This window comes from Marinomonas sp. GJ51-14 (genome assembly GCF_055808695.1).
The window spans coordinates 2,243,630-2,263,654 of sequence record NZ_CM147879.1 but is presented as its reverse complement, the minus strand read 5'-3'; the positions used below and the strand labels follow the sequence as shown (position 1 = coordinate 2,263,654).

The window sequence follows — 20,025 nt, the reverse complement described above, 5'->3', positions numbered from 1 at the left end:
CTTCCCTTTTCTTTAAAGGGAAGAATAGGAGGTAACTTGGTCAAAATTCAAGTAGGCTTTTTTCCCTGCAAAAGTGCCTCCATGTATTTAGTAAAGCGCCTTTGCCTCGTTTCCGACTTTTTCGCGCTTAACAATCCATAAGCAATTGCATAACGGTTGGATTTATTCAGCGTTTCGAAAAATTGCTTCGCATTCGGCTCTCCTTCCAATGCTGCTAAGAAATCATCAGGCACTTCCATTTCACTAACAGCATAGGCATTCTCCCAGCGGCCATCCGCTTTCGCAGCACGAACATGCACAAGGCCTGATTTTTCCATTCGACCTTCGCTGATCAAACACTCAACATGATCTCGGTTTCTCTTCGACCAAATACTCCGTGCTTTTCTCGGCGTGATTCTTTGAAGGTACGCTTGATCATCAATCGACTTTTTAACACCGTCTATCCAACCCCAGCACAAGCATTCCACCACCACATCATCCCAGGTCACACTGAGCACACCAGACTGCTTTTTAAAAATCTTTATCCACAGTTCACTTTCAACCGCATGATTCGCCTTAAGCCAATCAGCAAGATCGTTTGTTGTCGAAAAGGTTAACGTTTTTTGAGGGTTCGCTTCAGGCATGATGGGAGACTCTAATAAGTGGGAGTTAAACCTAAATTCATATAATAAGTATTAATCAATAAAAGTTGATGTCTGGATCAAAAAATCAGGAAATACTAAAACTCTCGCCCAAGAAGGTAGACGTCTTCTTTCATGTGTTCGCCTTGGGCAATATTCGGTAATAACCCCCATTCATCGAAACCTTGTCGTCTGAAAAAGCCTTGACTGCTGAAGTTACTACTGTAGATATAAGCGACGAGATGGGTAAAGCCAATCTGGTTTCGATGATTTTCTAAATACTGGAAGATTTGAGTTCCGATGCCATTGGATTGATATTCAGGTAAAACATAGAGGCTTATTTCTGATGCACAGTCAAAGGAAGGTAAGCCATAGAAAGGTTCGATTGAACACCAAGCCATCACTTGGTTATTTTCTTCAAACACAAGCATTGGATGTTTGTCTGTGGCAATTTCCAACCAATCCATAACATCGAGAAGACCAATGTTATTGTTTCGTTGAATACTGTCAATGAAGGGATCACATTGCTGGAAAATGGCAAGTATTTGGGGAGCATCATCTAGCTCTGCTGTCCGAATATTCCCCATATTAATACCTTTATTCACAACTCGTTTACTTTATTAAAACCTTGATCAGAGTTTAACCTTGCTCAAGTAGAGTGCGTAAATCAATGATGGCCGTGTTAGCACGAGAAATATAAGACGCCATGACGAGAGAGTGGTTCGCCAATACGCCAAAACCGCTGCCGTTTAAGATCATTGGTGACCAGATGCTGGCTTGTGTTGCTTCCAGTTCACGAATGATTTGACGTAAGCTAACAAGAGCATTCTTGTCTTGTAGAGTAAAAAAGAAATCCACTTCGACTGCACGGAGCATATGAACCAAAGCCCAGCTGGTGCCTCGCGCTTCGTAGAACACATCATCCACTTTTGACCAAGGGGTTTTCACGTATTGATACGTACCTGTATCGCTGGTTTGACGAGCGTTTTTCTCACCTGCTAAATCGGTATTTTCACGAACATTGGCAACACTGGCAGAAAGGCGCTGAGACAAGCTTCCTAACCGAGTACTGACATCTGATAACCAATCCGATAAATTATCAGCACGGGCATAAAATTGCGCATCATTTTTTGATGTATCTGCTAAGCGATCGAGGTATTCCATGAGCTCCTTGTTACCACGACGATATTCGCTTTCACTAGATGGTAACGCCCAACTTTTAGTATCAAAGTTAAACTGCGGCTCAGCAATTTTTAAATTCACGTCTTCGGTAGATTGAGATTGAGAACGGCTGAACTCTTTTCGAAAGGCTCTGGCTAGGTCACGGGATTGAACCAATACACCGAATTCCCATGCTGGCATGTTATCCATAAATATTCCCGGCGGCATAAGGTCATTAGTAATAAAGCCGCCCGGCTTGTCTAATAGGGTTTCAATAATGGTGTGTAGTGTACTAGCAGTTGTATAGCCAACAACTAGTTTTTTACTGTTATCAAGATAACCACCTTCTGCTGCTTTTTCTTTTGCTGTGGCAACAACATCAAATTGCTCTGGTTCACTGCTCCAATACATGCCCAAGAAGCTAAGGAGTATGGCAATTACCAATATAGCGTACATGGCTGTTTTACCCAGCCCTGAAAAATTAATATTTTGTTTCAAATGCTGCAATTTATCGGTTAACCACGACATTGTTGACCTACCTTAATTCTGTTGTAACTCGACCATGTAATTGGCACGACGAAATGTCATCGCACGTACACGGAACTCTGGAATACGACTATTAATGATCTGATAAATCAGACGAGCTTCTTTATCGTTTGGCCAGTATATTTCTAAGGACTGACCCGTTCTTGATACGATGTCTATAATAGGCTGAATTTCTGAAATTATCTCATCTTCGCTCAAACTAAAAAGCGTTTTCGGCAATAAATATTGCCCTTCTTTCAATTCTAATGGCTCAACCTTTTTCTTCTCTTGCTTTACTATACTCTTACGCTGTGTTTTTAAGTCCGTTATGCGAGAGGTCATTTCAACAATCAAAGGGTCTTCTGGATTAACAGAGCGGGCATAATCTAAATATCGTTCTGCTTTTTGATAGCTTCGCGCTTTTGCTGCTGTCCACGCCCAATCAGTATATACATCCACTATATTGGCAATACCTTGTGTGGCTCTAAAGTTACCGGGATCTCGCCCTAACGCTGCTTGAAAGTACAAATTGGCATTATCATCTTCTGGCGTTAGTAGTCTTTCAGTGGCCAATGCACGTTCACCTTGTTCAAGTAGGTCAAGGGTAATAAGCTCGTACGGTGTAAGTGGCTCTTCAGTTATGTCAGAAATAACATTTTTAGATTCACTATCTGTAGATATATCATTTTCTATGAAGTTTTCGCTTGCTACAGGGTTTTCATTTTCTATAGAGCTATCATCATCTAAATGTGCATCATCTATTGCACTGACCTCAGACTCAAGCTCTGATTCAGACAAATTTTCACCTGATGGTGCAACATTTTGCTGACATCCAGTGATGAAAAGCACAAAAAATAAAAAAGAAACGAGGTTTTTATTCAATTTATCCCCTTGTGATTGGCAACTTTAAAGTGGATTGGTAGTCTACATGCCACAACGAATGTGATGAAATATAAGTTCTCTATTAGAACAACACCTTCCACCTGATTGAAGATATATATGCGCTTATTTACCTTACTGCTTTTATTGCTTGTTAACAGCTCCGTCCAAGCATTTACGTTTGGGCCAACGTCTAAAATTTCAGAGCCCGACTTTCTTCCCGTTGAGCAAGCTTTTCAGTTCGCTATTTCCTCCCCTGAAGACGGTAAATTTATCGCTGAATGGCAAATTCACGATGGTTACTATTTATACCAAGAACAATTCACTTTGTCTGGTAAAGATGCAGACAAATTGCATTTCGCACCATTTCCTTCAGGCAAAACAAAACAAGACCCTTATTTTGGTTTAGTCACGACTTATCGCAACCAAGTAACGTTACCTATCTACTATGACATTAATCTTCCTGCAGGAACTAAGGTAAATGCAACACTAGGGTATCAAGGGTGTGCAGATGCTGGGTTATGTTATGCCCCTCAAAAAATTTCAATTAATTTTACTGTCCCCCTATCATCTCAAGCAACATCAACACCTGAAGTCACAGCCAAGCAAACAGCAACAAGTGTTGGTGCCACTTCAGTCAACAATTCGGTTAATAAAGTCCCTCTATCTGAGGCTCAATCTGTTAGTCAACTGATTGATTCAAGTAATTTTTGGACAACGATCAGTGTATTATTTGGCTTAGGTCTACTATTATCCTTTACACCTTGCGTCTTACCTATGGTTCCCATTGTCAGTGCTATCGTTGTTGGCACACGTCGCTCCAAATTAGGTGCCTTTTATTACAGTCTGATTTATGTCTTAGCAATGGCCCTAACGTACGCCGCAATTGGTGGTCTAGTTGGTGTGTTTGGCACTCAACTCAACTTACAAGCACAATTACAGAATCCTATTTTACTGGCAATCAGCGCCTTTCTATTTGTACTTCTCGCACTTTCCATGTTTGGTGTTTATGAACTCAAACTGCCTTCGTCTTGGCAACAAAAACTGCAATCGTCCACCAGCAGTACGGGTTCTACATGGCAATCAACTGGTAGCGTTTTCTTAGCCGGTGTTTTAGCAACTTTAATTGTTTCTCCTTGTGTTTCTGCTCCATTAGCTGGAACGTTACTTTATATCAGTAGCCAAGGTGATGCTTGGTATGGCGCAATTATGCTATTTATCATGGCGATTGGGATGGGAGTGCCATTGCTATTAGTCGGACTATTCGGCCCTAGAATATTACCTAAAAACGGCGAATGGCTAGAAGATATTAAAGTACTTATGGGGTTCGGTTTATTAGCCGTTTCTATTTGGCTAGTAACCCGTTGGCTACCTTTGGAAAGTCATTTGTATTTATGGGGGACTCTAGCAATTGCCATTAGTAGTTACTTTATTCATCGTAATAACAGTGGCATATCTCACCCCGTTCGTTGGTTTTTTGCTTTAGCTTTTTTCATTATTGGCAGCATTGAGTTATTAGGTGGTGCAATGGGAAATACGACACCAACGGAACCATTAAAGAAACTCGGCTCAACATCATCAATCAGTACTGTACAAAAATCACCAACATTTGATGGAACCATCACTAGTTTGGAAGAATTGGACGCTATTGTCGGCAATAATGACAGTCGCCCTATTCTTTTAGACTTGTACGCAGATTGGTGTATCAGTTGCAAAGTTGTAGAAGAGATGTTTGTGTCGCCAGAGATTCAACCTTTGCTCAATAGCATTCAACTTATTAGAGTTGATGTAACGGAAAATTCAGCAAGCAACCAAGCACTTATGAAAAAGTTTAATTTGTTCGGACCACCTTCTTTGGTTTTTTTAGATTCCCAAGGAAATGAACGTAAAGAGCTCTCATTAATTGGCGAACCAACTAAAGCCGATATAGTGGGACGTTTAGATTATGTTATACATAATTAGTACGACAATATAGAAAGTTTACTAGAGATCAAAAATAAATCAACACAAACATTTTTAGGTTTTTTTGCAGCATAACTGGACAATATCCTGCTTTTTATCGATAATTTCGGTTTACAAGCTTTTACATTTCTATTTTCAAAAATAGTTCTGTTTGACACAATAATGTATTTAAGCGAAGAAATTTATAATAGTCAGTGATCAATGAAGTCACTGAATCATTAATATTGACAGAAGAGAGTAATCATGGACATTCGTAAAATTAAGAAACTGATCGAGCTTTTAGAAGAATCTAACGTCTACGAGATCGAAATCAAAGAAGGCGAAGAAGCTGTTCGAATCAGTCGTGGTGGTGCCCCTGTTATGGCACAAATGCCAGCTCCTGTAATGGCAGCACCAGCTGCTGCACCTGTCGCTTCTGCAGCCGCCCCTGAAGCACCAGCTGCTGTTTCTGGTCATACGGTTAACTCTCCAATGGTTGGCACTTATTACAAATCTTCTGCACCAGGTGCTAAAGCTTTCATTGAAGTTGGCCAAAAAGTAAATGCCGGCGACACTATCTGTATCGTAGAAGCAATGAAAATGATGAACCAAATTGAAGCCGATAAATCTGGTACAATTGGCGCTATTCTTGTTGAAGACGGCGAGCCAGTGGAATTTGATCAACCACTTGTTACTATCATTTAATTCAAAGCAATAGGTTTCATCATGCTCGATAAGGTATTGATTGCTAACCGAGGCGAAATCGCGCTACGTATTTTACGTGCGTGTAAAGAACTCGGTATTAAAACGGTTGCGGTTCACTCTAAAATTGACCGTGACTTATTACATGTTCGCCTTGCAGATGAGTCTATCTGTATCGGCCCAAATCCTTCAGCACAAAGCTATCTGAATATTCCAGCGATTATTAGTGCGGCAGAATTAACAGATACTTCAGCAATACACCCAGGTTATGGCTTTCTTGCTGAAAACGCTGACTTTGCGGAACAAGTTGAAAATTCTGGTTTTGCTTTCATTGGTCCAAAAGCTGAAACAATTCGCCTTATGGGTGACAAAGTTTCTGCAATCAAGGCAATGAAAGAAGCTGGCGTACCTACCGTTCCTGGATCTAACGGTCCTGTACCATCTGATCCAGCAGAATGTATACGCATTGCTCATGAAATTGGCTTTCCAGTTATCATCAAAGCTGCGGCTGGTGGTGGTGGTCGCGGTATGCGCGTTGTTCACAACGAAGGCAGCCTACTAAAATCAATCAGTATCACTCAATCTGAAGCCGGCTCCTACTTCGGTGACAGTACGGTTTATATGGAAAAATTCCTACAAAACCCACGTCACGTAGAAGTTCAGGTACTTGCTGATGGTCAAGGAAATGCGGTTCATTTATACGATCGTGATTGCTCGCTACAACGTCGTCATCAAAAAGTATTAGAAGAAGCTCCAGCTCCAATGCTAGATGAAACATCACGCCAAGCTTGTTTAAAAGCTTGTGTAGATGCTTGTATCAAAATCAACTATCGCGGCGCGGGTACATTCGAATTCTTGTACGAAGACGGCGGCTTCTACTTCATCGAAATGAACACTCGTGTTCAAGTAGAGCACCCTGTTACTGAAATGGTAACAGGTGTTGATATCGTTAAAGAACAACTTCGCATCGCTAGTGGCTTGCCATTGTCGTTGAAACAAGAAGATATCAAGCTAAATGGCCACGCTGTTGAAGCTCGCATTAATGCTGAAGACTCTAAAACTTTCATGCCTTGTCCAGGTAAAGTGGATTACTTCCACGCACCCGGCGGTATGGGTGTTCGCGTTGACTCTCATTTGTACAGCGGCTACACAGTTCCACCAACGTATGACTCCATGATCGCTAAAATCATTTGTCATGCACCGGACAGAACAGCTGCACTAAAACGTCTTTCAGGCGCTCTAGATGAAACGTTCATCGATGGTATCAAAACCAACATTGAGCTACAGAAAGATCTAGTAAATGACGCAAACTTCATTATTGGTGGCGTTAACATCCATTACTTGGAGAAAAAACTCGGTCTTTAAAGGTCGTAGTTTCGTCCCTAGTGATTGCATAAATCACTAGGGACTATCATTTTCCTCTCGCCTCTCGCACAAAGCTTCGTTATTCTATCCCTGTTTATTTATTGTTGGACTCCACTTTATGCCTTGGCTTCAAATTTGTATCCACACTACACCTGATCACGTTCCTGCTTTCGAAGACACTTTATTAGAGTGTGGCGCTATGGTCGTCACCTTCGAAGACGTTCATGATGACCCTGTATATGAACCAGATTTAAACACCACTCCTTTGTGGAAAAACACTAAGGTCACTGGGTTATTTGAAGCAGACACAGATATCGAGACTATTCGTCCTGTGATTGAGCACAAAGCAGAATCCATAGGTGAATCTGATGTGGATTTGAAAATAGAAATACTTGAAGACAAAGATTGGGAAAGAGAATGGATGGACAGCTACCACCCTATCCAATTCGGTGAACGTCTTTGGGTTTGCCCAAGTTGGCGTGAAGTACCTGATCCTAAAGCAGTCACCTTGATGCTTGATCCTGGTTTAGCCTTTGGTACAGGCACACACCCGACAACCGCTCTTTGTTTACAATGGCTAGACAGCATTGACTGCCAAAACAAAACCATCATAGATTATGGTTGTGGTTCCGGTATTTTAGGTATCGCAGGTTTATTACTTGGCGCAAATAACATGGTTGGTATTGATATCGACCCTCAAGCAGTTCAGGCGACAGAAGCCAATGCTGAGCGCAACAAAATAGACCCAAGCCGCATTGAAGTGAAATTACCACCCTATGAATCGGACCTACAAGCAGACATTGTTGTCGCAAATATTCTTGCTGGTCCACTAGCCCATCTAGCGCCAACCATTTCAGCACTAGTTAAACCCAATGGTCAACTAGCATTGTCTGGCATTCTTGCAAACCAAGCCCAAGAAGTTATTCAAGCCTATGAAGAATGGTTCACCATAGACTCAATTACAGAAAAAGAAGAATGGGTTCGTATTGTCGGCACGAAAAACGCATAATATTTAGATCTATTTATATTAACAATTTGTATTGATTTAAACAGGAAGATACTGTCACATGGCCAATAGCTTAATAACACGTTGCCCAAAATGTTCAACTGCATTTCGTGTTAGCGATGAAGTATTAAGCATGGCCAAAGGCAAAGTAAGATGCGGTCAGTGTTTTCATATATTTGATGCAAGTAAACAACCCCAACAAACGATTCAAACAGAAAAAAGTCGCCCCTCTCAACAAAATACGCCAAAACAAAACACACAGAAACAAGCTTCACCTGCATCTAAAAAACCACCAGAAAAAGTCAGCGCCACTGAAAATTCTGATCCTACGTCAGAAGACAACACTATTAATCCTGATTCAATGCAAAACCTATTTGACGATGGAGATTTAAACCCATTTGATGAACTCGATACAGCTGAAACGCCACAAAACGATCCAAATGATTATCAGGCACGTGTTAGGTCTTATCAAGAACGAGCAAAATCAGCTAAAATCGAAATAAATGCGAATGATGGTAAACAAGATGACCTAGCACCTTGGGAAGTCGAACTAGCGGAAGTAGAAGCCGCTCTAAACGCTAGACCTCAATCAGAAAATACCGGAAAGCCTGTCAAAAAGGCATCAGAAAGAAAAGTCACTGAGCCAAAAAACACAGGTATTCAGCTCGATAAAACCGACACTGATCCAATACCAGAAAAAGATCCAGACTATATGGTTGCTTTGCAATCTTTAGCACAAACAGCTTCAGAACAAACACGACCGTCTGACATAAAAAACCAACATAGCTTTCTGGAACAGTTATCCGCTCAAGAAAGCCTTGCCCCTCTATTGGAAGAAACCGAATCATCCGAGAAAAAGAATTCACATCCTTGGCTATGGTTTTTGGCTATATTATTAGGTCTGGCTTTGCTAGGCACTCAAGTCGCTGTCCATTTTTTCGATGAAGGTAGCCGTTCAGCAAAATTCAGATCCATTTATCAAAGCATTTGCTCTTATTATAATTGCGTCTTGCCAAAGTTTGAGGATGTAAGCACCATCACCATTCAGCATGTACGCATTCAAAGCCACCCATCAATAGCAAATACATTATTGGTAAATGCTATCATTACAAACGTTAGTAACTTCTCTCAGGCTATGCCAAAAATTGCACTGGAATTTTTCGACTTAAATGGCTCACCTGTTGCCGCAAGACTTTTTTCGCCAACCGATTATTTACATAAAGACTTTCTAGATATTACCTATATGCCACCAAATACCCCTATCCACTTGGTAATTCCTATCCAAGATCCAGGTGCACGTGCGGTTACTCACCAACTAAAAGCCTTCCCTTCGGATACTCGCTCTTACTAGTTTTGGTGTTTTTTAGGGTTGAACTAAAAAAAGAACAAAAAATAGTCAATTTTTAGTCTGTCAAGACTTCAAAAATACCAATTGCCTAGGTATTATTCACGCCCGCTCGACGCTGTCGACGATCTTTAACATTCAATCCAGTATTCAGGAATATCATGGCATTTGCTATTGGCCCGTATTGCGTTGACAAACCGGTTATTCTTGCCCCAATGGCAGGCGTAACGGATTTGCCTTTTCGCCGCCTTTGTCATGATCAGGGAGCAGGCTTAGTCGTATCAGAAATGGTCACTTCTGATGTTCGTCTGTGGAACTCGACCAAAAGCCGCCATCGTTTAATTCACGATGCTGAGGTTTCTCCAAGGTCAGTTCAAATTGCTGGTGGCGACCCACAAATGATGGCTGAAGCAGCTCAACAAAATGTTGAACTGGGCGCACAAATCATTGATATCAATATGGGTTGTCCTGCTAAAAAAGTATGCAATAAGGCCGCTGGCTCAGCATTACTTAAAGACGAAGCTCTTGTCCGAGAAATACTGGAATCTGTTGTAAGTAGTGTTTCTGTTCCTGTCACTCTAAAAATCCGTACAGGATGGAGTCAAGATCAAAAGAATGGTCTTGCCATTGCTAAAATGGCTGAAGACATTGGTATTCAAGCATTAGCTATTCATGGACGAACACGAGAATGCAAGTTTCAAGGAACTGCTGAATACGACACAATTGCAGAGATTAAGCGTCATTTAAGTATTCCCATTTTTGCTAATGGTGATATCAAAGACCCTGAATCAGCAAAATTCGTGAAAGATTACACAAACGCGGACGGCATTATGATCGGACGCGCCGCCCAAGGTAGGCCGTGGATATTTCGTGAAATAAATCACTATTTAGAAACAAATGAATTGTTAGCGCCTCCATCTTTACTTGAGGTGAAACAGCTTGTCATCAACCACGTAAACGCCCTACACCAATTTTATGGTGACTATTTGGGTGTACGTATTGCTCGCAAGCACGTTGGTTGGTATTTGCAGACGTTAGCGGATAAATCACAATTTCGCAGCTTGTTTAACCGTATTGATAATACGCAAGAGCAACTTGATAAATTAGAAGAGTTCTTTGTTTACCAATAGGTAAACAAACCTTGTACTTAATGCATTGAATAATAAGAAAACCCTTAAGACGGTATTATTATCATTCAATTCACATTAATAAATGGTTAGCTTTAAAAATAGAAGGTCATTCTGTGGTAGAACAAACTCATACTCATACGTTTCAAGCCGCTTCTTCAGAGCAGTCACAAACTTTACGTGACAATGTTGAAAAAGCACTACAAAACTATTTCGCTCATCTTGATGGGCAGCCAATAACAGACTTATACCAGTTAGTCTTAGCAGAGGTTGAGGCGCCTTTGTTAGAGTCTGTAATGAGCTACACAAAGGATAACCAAACAAAAGCATCCACCATCCTTGGCTTAAACCGAGGAACTCTTCGCAAGAAGTTAAAGCAATACGGCATGCTATAGAGTACAAGAAAAAAGGGCGAATTCGCCCTTTTTTCGTTTAACCTTCCCCTTGTTTATTTAGTGTTAAATTATTGCGAGAACCATGATGGCAAATCAAAAAACAGTTACTCCAATCAAACGAGCTTTAATCAGCGTTTCTGACAAAACAGGCATTGTCGAATTCGCACGTGAACTGACAGCTCAAGGCGTTGAAATCCTCTCAACTGGCGGCACTTACGCTTTGTTGTTAAAGAATAATGTTACTGCGACCGAAGTATCCGATTACACAGGTTTCCCTGAAATGATGGATGGTCGTGTCAAAACTCTTCATCCTAAAGTACATGGTGGCATTCTTGGTCGTCGTGACATCGACGGCGCCATCATGAAAGAACATGGCATCGATGAAATCGATATGGTTGTGGTCAACCTTTACCCATTCGAAGCGACTATTGAGCGCCCAGATTGTGACCTACCAATGGCTATCGAAAACATTGATATCGGTGGACCTACAATGGTTCGCTCAGCAGCTAAGAACCACAAAGACGTTGCTATCGTTGTTTCCCCATCAAGCTACGACAGCCTACTGGCCTCATTAAAAGCTGATGGCGGTTTAACTTACGATCAACGTTTTGACCTTGCAGTACAAGCATTCGAACATACGTCACATTACGATGGTGCAATTGCCAACTTCTTAGGTAAAAAAGTAGCTGGTGGTAGCGAAGACTTCGCTCGCACCTTTAATCTACAATTCAACAAACAAGAAGAAATGCGCTACGGTGAGAACCCTCATCAGAAAGCGGCATTCTATGTCGAAGCTAATCCAAAAGAAGCATCCATCAGCACCGCAAAACAAATTCAAGGTAAGGCTCTGTCTTATAACAACATAGCAGATACTGACGCAGCACTTGAATGCGTAAAAAGCTTTGACAAACCTGCTTGCGTGATCGTTAAACATGCAAACCCTTGCGGTGTTGCAACAGCTACAACACAGTTTGAAGCTTACGATCTAGCTTTCCAAACAGACCCAACATCGGCCTTTGGCGGCATTATTGCTTTCAACCAAGAATTAGACGCAAAAACAGCACAAGCCATTGTTGACCGTCAATTCGTTGAAGTGATTATCGCGCCTAGTGTCAGCAAAGCAGCCGTTGAAATTGTTTCGGCAAAACAAAACGTTCGCTTACTTGAATGCGGTCAATGGTCACAAGATAAACCTGCCGCCTTGGATTACAAGCGTGTTAACGGTGGATTGTTAGTTCAAGACCGTGACGACGGCGCTATTACATTAGATGACCTTAAAGTCGTTTCAAAACGCCAACCGACTGACGCAGAATTAAAAGATCTATTGTTTGCATGGAAAGTGGCTAAATTTGTTAAATCTAATGCCATTGTTTATGCAAAAGCAGAACAAACAATCGGTGTGGGCGCCGGTCAAATGAGCCGCGTTTACAGTGCAAAAATTGCAGGAATTAAAGCTGCGGATGAAAATCTAGAAGTTGTCGGTTCGGTTATGGCCTCAGATGCTTTCTTCCCATTCCGTGATGGTATTGATGCAGCAGCTCAAGCAGGCATTACTGCTGTAATTCAACCTGGTGGTTCTATGCGTGATGACGAAGTCATTGCAGCGGCTGACGAGGCTGGTATGGCAATGGTCTTTACTGGTATGCGTCACTTCCGCCATTAAAAAGCAGTCACTACAAAGCTGTCATTAAAATTGACAATATAGGATGAACAAATCATGAAAGTTCTTATTATTGGTAACGGCGGTCGCGAACATGCTCTTGCTTGGAAAACCGCAGAATCAAGCGATGTAGAAAAAGTTTTTGTTGCGCCAGGTAATGCTGGTTCAGCAATGGAAAACAAAGTTGAGAACATTAACATTGGCGTGACCGATATCGCAGCTCTTGTTGCTTTCGCAAAAAGCGAAAACATTGGTTTAACCATTGTTGGCCCAGAGGCCCCGCTGGTAATTGGTGTTGTTGATGCGTTTGAAAAAGAAGGTCTAGCTATCTTCGGCCCAACCGCTGCAGCCGCTCAACTAGAAGGCTCTAAAGCGTTCACTAAAGACTTCTTAGCACGTCATAAGATTCCTACTGCAAGTTATGGCAACTTCACTGAAATTGCCCCAGCTGTGGCTTATATCAAACAACAAGGTGCACCTATCGTTGTTAAAGCTGATGGTCTTGCTGCAGGCAAAGGCGTTATTTTGGCACACACTGAAGCAGAAGCCATTGAAGCGGTTGAAGACATGCTACAGGGCAATGCCTTTGGTGATGCTGGTAGCCGTGTTGTCATCGAAGAATTCTTAACGGGTGAAGAAGCCAGCTTCATTTGTATGGTGGATGGTGAAACGGTTCTACCAATGGCCACCAGCCAGGATCATAAAGCACGCGATAATGGCGACCTTGGTCCAAATACTGGTGGTATGGGTGCTTACTCCCCTGCTCCAGTGGTAACACCAGAGATCCATGATCGAATTATGAATGAAGTCATTATGCCAACAGTAAAAGGCATGAATGCTGAAGGCAATCGTTACCGCGGCTTCTTATATGCTGGTGTCATGATCGACGCAGACGGCACACCGAAAACACTGGAATATAACTGTCGTTTTGGTGATCCTGAAACACAGCCTATTATGATGCGTTTGCGTTCTGATTTAGCTCAAATGTGTTTAGCTGCAATCAATGGCAAACTAGATACAGTGGAAGCTGATTGGGACCCGAGAGCAAGCTTAGGCGTTGTTTTAGCGGCTGGCGGTTACCCTGCCGATTATCCTAAAGGTGATGTTATATCTGGTTTAGATAGCGTACTTCCTGCACATCAAAAAGTATTCCAAGCAGGCACCGCATTGAAAGGCAGCAAAGTGGTTACTAATGGTGGCCGTGTGCTTTGCGCTGTCTCTCTTGGCGATACCGTGGCTGACGCACAAGCTGGTGCTTACGATGTAGTCAAAAAACTATCTTGGGATAAAGTGTATTTCCGTACCGACATTGGCCACCGTGCTATAGCTCGTGAACAGAAATAAAATCAATCTAGTTTATTTCAATTAATAAAAAGGCCTCTGATGAGGCCTTTTTATGTTTTACTCCGAACCATGTACACAAATAAACTTAATTTTTATCTTTAGTACTACTCTTTAATTGCGCTTCTTTCTTATTCAACCAAGCTCTAAGTAAACGACCAAGCTCAAGTACAATTAAACCAAAGATCACACCAGCTACCCAATCAAAGGCCAATACAAAGCCCAGTGCCGCGATCATTCCATAACCATATATGAGATTTGTTCGGTTTTTTGGTTTTGATTGTCGAGCAAACCAAGTAACGGCTAACAGTAACAAACTAAACCAAACGTAATATTCCACTAAAATTGGATATAGCATTCGATCCCTTATCTAGTTAATAATGATAGCCTTTACTAAATAGGCTCGGGCTAACATTGTGTTGTATCGATTCATCTTACTATTTTTACTCATTATCTCCAACATTGCATGGAGTGCAAATACGATAGCCATTATTGATGACTCAAACAGCTCATTCAACATTGGAGAAAGTGGCTCTTATTTTATCGATAAGGAACAAAACCTCTCTTTTAACACCATTATTTCAGATGAATACTCAAAGCGCTTTCGCCCTATAAATCGTGATTACCTACAATTTGGTCTAGTCAAAGGTAATGTTTGGATTCGCACTGACATTGCTATACGAACGACCACCAACACACCTATTTTATTAGAAATAGATTCGCCTAGACTTCAATATCTAGATATTTATTTACCAAACATTTATGAAAGCCAAGTACAAGCAGAGCTTGGCGGCGCACGCCCGTACAATAATAGGCTGATAAAAACACCAAATTATGTTTTTCCGATTCCGACCAACACTCCTCCTATTTTCACCGTGTATATAAAGCTATCTTCATACCTCCCTATCAACGCAAAAATTGAGCTCAAAACCTTGTCAAAAATGGGGACAGACACACAAAAGGATTTTACCCTGACAGGTGTCTTAATGGGGATTCTATTAACCATCTTTGTAACCAATATCTTTTTTTACTTTAAAACATCTCATGCGATGTATTTAATCTATGCAAGCTTATTGGCTGGCATTGCTGTTTTACACCTAAGTATTCATGATCAAATGTCGCAATTTTTTCCAAATGTGATTGGCATACAAGAACGTATTTATAATTTAGCTTCTTTGTTCTGCCTATGCGCCATTATCTTTTTTTCTCGGCTTTATTTAGACACAAAAAACCATCTCCCCAGGATGGATAAAATATTAATTTCAACTGGAATAATAAGTGCACTATTTTCCATTGTTTTTACGCTTTTCCCTGAAAGTATCAACATCATGATGCTATCCGTACTTGTATCTAGTTCTCTAATATTATTAACCATACACGCTATTATCGCTTTTATTAAAAGCGTACCTTTTTCAAGCTATTTTTTAGCGGCCAGACTAATGATAGTCACTGGATATTTCGCTTGGTTAATCGCGGTTTACGGTATACTACCTAGCCAATTTTGGATTGAATGGGGGGTAACTCTAACAGTTATCACAGAAGCCTTAATTCACTTTACTGGAATGTTTGCACAAACCATTCCTTTACTACAGAAACGTTCCCACAACGCCAATTACACTAAAGCTGATATTTTTGATTTACTGTCGGATCTTTCAAGCCGAGTACGCCGCCAAATAAACATTATCGGTGGAGGACTAACTCACCTTGAGCAAGCCGCAACATCGCCAGATACCAAGCTTTTACTCACCAGCAGTCAAACTGCAAACAATAATTTAAAAAGCTTGGTAGAACGAATCGATTGCCTTAACGATATAAAAGACAGTACATCTCCAGAGCAACCGTCACCTGTTGCACTGAATCAGTTAATAGAAAATGCTCATAATAATTTTCAAAAACTAGATCAAGACAATACCGTTATCGAACTCAATAGGTTTAATACGGACCATATCGAAGTGTTACAACATGCAAAAACCCTGCAACACCTTATTGAAGTTTTAACACAAGAATTCAAACATTTTACGGATCAAGTTCTTACATTTAACATCACTTATCATGAGTTAAGTCGAGAAGGCGCTCCAATTTTAGAACTTAATTGCTACCCTCTACCCGCAAGAGTCCATGAAAGCTCAACCAATGTAGACTTCGGCATGAGTTATATCAGCCTTTTAATTCAATATTTAAAAGGTCAAACTCAATTATCAGAAAGCAATCAAACACGAAGCATAACGATTAAAATACCTATTAACTCTCATGTTCGCCATCGAGCCAATAAAACAGCTCAACAAAGTCATTTTGACCTTATATTCTTTGGTCAAGAAGATGATGACCTTCAAAAAGCACTCACGATTCTGCAGGGCCACTCCAACAAAATAGAACACTTTTCAACATTAGAAAGCGTTCTAGAATATTTAGAGCATCCAGAGAAAAGAGAATCAGGCTCAATTATTTTAGTATTTGATAATGGTGGGCATATTCCACATATCACTCAACAAAGAATATTGCCGCTAATGCGACCAGAAGATCAGTGTTTACTAATAAGTAACAATGTTAAAATGTCCCTTGATTACGCGAAAAAACTGGGCTTTGACGAAATATTGGCTTGTTCTGATCTAGAAAGCCAGCTCACACAACAACTTTCACGCCTAATTCAAAAAGGCGATAGATTAAAGAACACAACATTGTCACGCATCAAACCTTTGCGCATAACGCCTTGAAGCCCAATAACGAACCCTGAATAATACAAATAAAAGGAGATGATATGGATTGTTTATTTTGTAAGATAGTGAGTGGTGACATTCCGGCAACCATTTTGTATGAAGACGATGATGTGATTGCCTTCGAAGACATCATGCCACAAGCTCCAACCCACTTCCTTGTCATCCCAAAACGTCATATTAGTACGTTAAATGACCTAACTGATGAAGATGCCCCCGTTGTTGGCAAACTGCAAATTACAGCTGCCAAAATAGCCAAGCAAAAAGGCATTAGCGATGCAGGTTATCGTGTCGCTATGAATTGTAACCAAATGGGTGGGCAAACGGTTTACCATATCCACATGCATGTACTGGGCGGCCGACAAATGACATGGCCTCCAGGCTAACAGGAGAAATAGAAATGATCTCTTTTCTAGACAAAGCCGTATTACAATTTGATCGCGCTTTACAGACTTTGGTTCCACATGTTGCAAAGGCGTCACGTATTTCTCCTGCTGATCACATTGACGAAGCAGAATTGAATAAGGATGAACGTAGACATGCCTCTGGATTAATGCGTATCAATCATACTGGTGAAGTCTGCGCTCAGGCACTCTACGCCGGGCAAGCAACTACCGCCAAGTTAGATGCAGTACGTAAAGAAATGGAGCATGCAGCAGACGAAGAAATTGATCATCTGGTGTGGTGTGAACAACGACTTTATGATTTAAACAGTAAGCCGAGTTTACTGAATCCATTTTTTTATGGTGCCTCCTTTATGATTGGCGCTGGCGCTGGGCTCATCAGTGATAAATTAAGCTTAGGTTTTGTGGCAGCAACCGAAGATCAAGTCTGCGTCCACCTACAGAAACACATGCAGGCTTTACCGTCGCAAGATAAGAAAAGCAAAGCGGTTTTGACACAAATGCACCTAGATGAAGCCAGACACAAAGAAATGGCGTTAGACGCTGGCGGCTACGAATTCCCCCGACCTATTATGGCAATCATGACGCAAGTTTCTAAAGTCATGACAACAACCACTTATCGGATTTAATTATGAACAGAGATCTCCATTCTATTCGCCGAGACTATCAATTCGAAGACCTTTTAGAAGATCAAGCTGGTAATGACCCTCTGGCACTTTTTGACATCTGGCTTGAAAAAGCCATCGAAGCTTGTCCTGATGATCCAACTGCCATGACATTGAGCACAGTAGACAAAGATGGTGGCCCTCATTCTCGCATTGTGCTCTTAAAACAACGTAATGCATTTGGCTTCTCGTTTTTCACCAATTACGACAGTGAAAAGGCTCAGCAGCTTGCGCAGAACAATAAAGCCAGCATGACTTTCTTTTGGCCAGCCCTTTCTCGTCAAATTCGCATTGAAGGCACAATTGAAAAAGTGGCTCGTGATATATCTAAAACTTATTTCGCAAGTCGCCCACGAGGCAGTCAGCTCGCAGCACGAACTTCGAAACAAAGTTCTGTCATTGCCAACCGTGGAGTATTAGAAAAAGCCTTTGACGAGGAAGAGCAAGCTTTCAATGGGCAAGATATACCCTGTCCAGAGAACTGGGGGGTATACTTTAAAGCCAACCTTTATTGAGTTTTGGCAAGGCCGCCCAAGTCGTTTACACGACAGAATTTGCTATACCTTAGTAGATGAAACTTGGGAGAGAACACGAAAAGCCCCTTAACTAAGGGCTACACTTAATTAAAAGCCATTCAAGCATCAAAGCAAGAGCCGGAAAGTTAAACTAATCCGCTCTTCTTTGATTCGCTTTCTAACAGGCAATGAATGATGCCATAGCACCTGAGTAGATGGACTCATAATTATCCAGCTTGAATCTTCTAATTCCACACTATGCTTAACCCTATGATTCGCTTTTAAACGAAATAAAAAGCTTCTCGTCACACCAAGACTCAACATAGCAACAATAGGAGCTGGACCTAACACTTTTTCATTGTCGGAGTGCCAGCCCATATATTCTTCACCGTCTTTATACCAGTTTAACAACACCGAATTAAAAGGCTGTTGTGCCAAAAGTTCCGCTTCAGCTTTAATCGGCAATAAATATTCAGGCCAACCGACGCCATAGTGATCTTTTCCGGAATAGCGATAGCAAACCCTCTCATCGGCGACAAAAGCAACCCGCCTAGGAACCTCAACCTCTCGTCCGAACATTGGCAAACGCTCCCTTTGCCAAGTCAAACTCGACTGAAGCTCCGTCATGAGACCTAGCAAACTTGAGCTAGAAAATGAGTATCGGTATGATGGCTTAGCTTCCATTCAACTACTTACCTTGGATTTCAATGCAACCTTCCTCGATTAATTCGCCAGCAAAGCGCAGTGATTTTTTAGACGCTTACCGTGGTTTAGCCGTTCTATTAATGATGATATTCCATTTTTGTTGGGATTTACGCAACTTTAGCTTTATGGAATATTCTATACATGATCCATTCTGGGTATATTTTCGAAGCCTAATCCTAACCCTATTTTTAACAGCAATTGGCTGGTCTAGTTATTTGACACTTAAAAAAGGTGCTTACCGATCTTTCTGGAAGCGAGACATTAAGCTTTTCCTTGCTGCATCGACCATTTCATTAGCCACTTATATTGCAGTACCAGACCAATGGATTTACTTTGGCATACTTCACTTTATCTTTATTGCATCATTACTAACTCGGCCATTTGCAAAGTGGCCTATCATATCGGCCATTATTGGGGGGAGCATTCTGCTTACCTATCACACAACAAACTATCTAACCTTCCCAAACGCTTTTGCAACGATAACTGATTTTCTAGGCCTTCCACAGAGAACTCTCGATATCGTCTTTCCCTTTCCATGGATCGGTGTGATCTTAATCGGCCCATTATTGGGCTATTTAAATTGCCATAAATACCCAACACCTAAATCTTTACTCGTCAATATTTTGGCATTCATGGGGCGTTTCGCCTTACCAATTTACCTTGTTCATCAAGTAATTTTATTTGCTTTGGTTGCTGGATTCAAAATGGTGCTTACATTTATTTTTTGATCGTTTTTTGTGCGCACCCGCCTTTCTTTGACTCCAACAAAAAATACACAAAAAAATAGCTAAAAACTCTTTTATGACCTTGCCAATCGTCAACTTTATACTTTTTGTGGCAGGGCAAGTGAGTAAGCACTTAGCCTTTATTTAATTCTTGTTTTTGATAGTTTTTCAAGCCTTGATTTTAAGTTAAATGAGCACTATTGTTCACCACAGATTTTAAACGACACACT

General features: G+C 41.1%; 21 protein-coding genes. 15 read left to right on the top strand and 6 right to left on the bottom strand.

The annotated features are described in order from the left end of the window. Positions 1–47 precede the first annotated feature (47 nt). The 4 genes from AC0L3Y_RS10895 to AC0L3Y_RS10880 all read right to left on the bottom strand — a co-directional run bounded on the left by AC0L3Y_RS10895 (position 48) and on the right by AC0L3Y_RS10880 (position 3,188). Positions 48–623 carry a YdeI/OmpD-associated family protein gene (locus AC0L3Y_RS10895; RefSeq protein WP_473462457.1) on the bottom strand — a complete coding sequence of 192 codons (576 nt, stop codon included), beginning with the start codon at positions 621–623 and terminating at the stop codon, positions 48–50. Positions 624–718: 95 nt separating this feature from the next. Further along, positions 719–1,225, bottom strand: coding sequence for a GNAT family N-acetyltransferase (locus AC0L3Y_RS10890; protein WP_473462454.1), 507 nt, complete (start codon positions 1,223–1,225; stop codon positions 719–721). Positions 1,226–1,259: 34 nt separating this feature from the next. Continuing rightward, positions 1,260–2,309, bottom strand: coding sequence for a DUF2333 family protein (locus AC0L3Y_RS10885; protein ID WP_473462450.1), 1,050 nt, complete (start codon positions 2,307–2,309; stop codon positions 1,260–1,262). A 12-nt stretch (positions 2,310–2,321) separates the two neighbouring features. Beyond that, a complete protein-coding gene (locus AC0L3Y_RS10880) occupies positions 2,322–3,188 on the bottom strand; it encodes a hypothetical protein (protein WP_473462447.1) in 867 nt (288 codons plus the stop codon). A 117-nt stretch (positions 3,189–3,305) separates the two neighbouring features. On the opposite strand from AC0L3Y_RS10880, the gene dsbD reads away from it, so the two are divergent. From dsbD to purD, 9 genes are all read left to right on the top strand, one after another. Beyond that, complete coding sequence (gene dsbD, locus AC0L3Y_RS10875; RefSeq protein WP_473462444.1) at positions 3,306–5,147, top strand: protein-disulfide reductase DsbD; 1,842 nt, start codon at positions 3,306–3,308, stop codon at positions 5,145–5,147. Between the two features lie 243 nt (positions 5,148–5,390). After that, positions 5,391–5,831, top strand: a complete 441-nt coding sequence (accB, locus tag AC0L3Y_RS10870; protein ID WP_473462440.1) for an acetyl-CoA carboxylase biotin carboxyl carrier protein — start codon at positions 5,391–5,393, stop codon at positions 5,829–5,831. Between the two features lie 21 nt (positions 5,832–5,852). Next, on the top strand, positions 5,853–7,193 hold the full coding sequence (gene accC / locus AC0L3Y_RS10865) for an acetyl-CoA carboxylase biotin carboxylase subunit (protein ID WP_473462437.1): 1,341 nt from the start codon (positions 5,853–5,855) through the stop codon (positions 7,191–7,193). A 118-nt stretch (positions 7,194–7,311) separates the two neighbouring features. Next, entirely contained in the window at positions 7,312–8,202 is an 891-nt protein-coding gene (prmA, locus tag AC0L3Y_RS10860; RefSeq protein WP_473462434.1) for a 50S ribosomal protein L11 methyltransferase, read from the top strand. 58 nt (positions 8,203–8,260) lie between these two features. Beyond that, complete coding sequence (locus AC0L3Y_RS10855) at positions 8,261–9,550, top strand: zinc-ribbon and DUF3426 domain-containing protein (protein ID WP_473462431.1); 1,290 nt, start codon at positions 8,261–8,263, stop codon at positions 9,548–9,550. 155 nt (positions 9,551–9,705) lie between these two features. Further along, positions 9,706–10,674 (top strand): tRNA dihydrouridine synthase DusB, encoded by a 969-nt coding sequence (dusB, locus tag AC0L3Y_RS10850; RefSeq protein WP_473462427.1) that lies wholly within the window; start codon positions 9,706–9,708, stop codon positions 10,672–10,674. 113 nt (positions 10,675–10,787) lie between these two features. Beyond that, the gene (gene fis, locus AC0L3Y_RS10845) at positions 10,788–11,066 is read left to right on the top strand and encodes a DNA-binding transcriptional regulator Fis (protein ID WP_012070668.1); all 279 of its coding nucleotides are present in this window, start codon (positions 10,788–10,790) and stop codon (positions 11,064–11,066) included. An 85-nt stretch (positions 11,067–11,151) separates the two neighbouring features. Beyond that, positions 11,152–12,729, top strand: a complete 1,578-nt coding sequence (gene purH, locus AC0L3Y_RS10840; protein WP_473470618.1) for a bifunctional phosphoribosylaminoimidazolecarboxamide formyltransferase/IMP cyclohydrolase — start codon at positions 11,152–11,154, stop codon at positions 12,727–12,729. A gap of 54 nt (positions 12,730–12,783) precedes the next feature. Then, positions 12,784–14,070, top strand: a complete 1,287-nt coding sequence (gene purD, locus AC0L3Y_RS10835; RefSeq protein WP_473462422.1) for a phosphoribosylamine--glycine ligase — start codon at positions 12,784–12,786, stop codon at positions 14,068–14,070. Between the two features lie 85 nt (positions 14,071–14,155). Here purD and AC0L3Y_RS10830 read toward each other — a convergent pair whose 3' ends face one another. Beyond that, positions 14,156–14,425, bottom strand: coding sequence for a hypothetical protein (locus tag AC0L3Y_RS10830; RefSeq protein ID WP_473462419.1), 270 nt, complete (start codon positions 14,423–14,425; stop codon positions 14,156–14,158). Positions 14,426–14,483: 58 nt separating this feature from the next. Between AC0L3Y_RS10830 and AC0L3Y_RS10825 the strand changes: the two genes are divergently transcribed. The 5 genes from AC0L3Y_RS10825 to AC0L3Y_RS10805 are packed head-to-tail and all read left to right on the top strand — an operon-like array spanning position 14,484 to position 18,456. Further along, positions 14,484–16,781, top strand: coding sequence for a 7TMR-DISM family protein (locus AC0L3Y_RS10825; protein WP_473462415.1), 2,298 nt, complete (start codon positions 14,484–14,486; stop codon positions 16,779–16,781). A 44-nt stretch (positions 16,782–16,825) separates the two neighbouring features. After that, a complete protein-coding gene (locus AC0L3Y_RS10820; RefSeq protein WP_473462411.1) occupies positions 16,826–17,167 on the top strand; it encodes a histidine triad nucleotide-binding protein in 342 nt (113 codons plus the stop codon). A gap of 14 nt (positions 17,168–17,181) precedes the next feature. Beyond that, complete coding sequence (gene coq7 / locus AC0L3Y_RS10815) at positions 17,182–17,814, top strand: 2-polyprenyl-3-methyl-6-methoxy-1,4-benzoquinone monooxygenase (protein WP_473462408.1); 633 nt, start codon at positions 17,182–17,184, stop codon at positions 17,812–17,814. A gap of 2 nt (positions 17,815–17,816) precedes the next feature. Further along, positions 17,817–18,365, top strand: a complete 549-nt coding sequence (gene pdxH / locus AC0L3Y_RS10810) for a pyridoxamine 5'-phosphate oxidase (protein WP_473462404.1) — start codon at positions 17,817–17,819, stop codon at positions 18,363–18,365. Beyond that, positions 18,304–18,456, top strand: coding sequence for a pyridoxine 5'-phosphate oxidase C-terminal domain-containing protein (locus tag AC0L3Y_RS10805; RefSeq protein ID WP_473462401.1), 153 nt, complete (start codon positions 18,304–18,306; stop codon positions 18,454–18,456). The genes pdxH and AC0L3Y_RS10805 overlap by 62 nt, the downstream gene beginning before the upstream one ends. Before the next feature lie 35 nt (positions 18,457–18,491). Here the strand turns inward: AC0L3Y_RS10805 and AC0L3Y_RS10800 are convergent, their stop codons facing one another. Further along, entirely contained in the window at positions 18,492–19,049 is a 558-nt protein-coding gene (locus AC0L3Y_RS10800; protein WP_473462398.1) for an alpha-ketoglutarate-dependent dioxygenase AlkB family protein, read from the bottom strand. A gap of 23 nt (positions 19,050–19,072) precedes the next feature. Between AC0L3Y_RS10800 and AC0L3Y_RS10795 the strand changes: the two genes are divergently transcribed. Next, a complete protein-coding gene (locus tag AC0L3Y_RS10795; protein ID WP_473462395.1) occupies positions 19,073–19,798 on the top strand; it encodes a heparan-alpha-glucosaminide N-acetyltransferase in 726 nt (241 codons plus the stop codon). Positions 19,799–20,025: the final 227 nt, after the last annotated feature.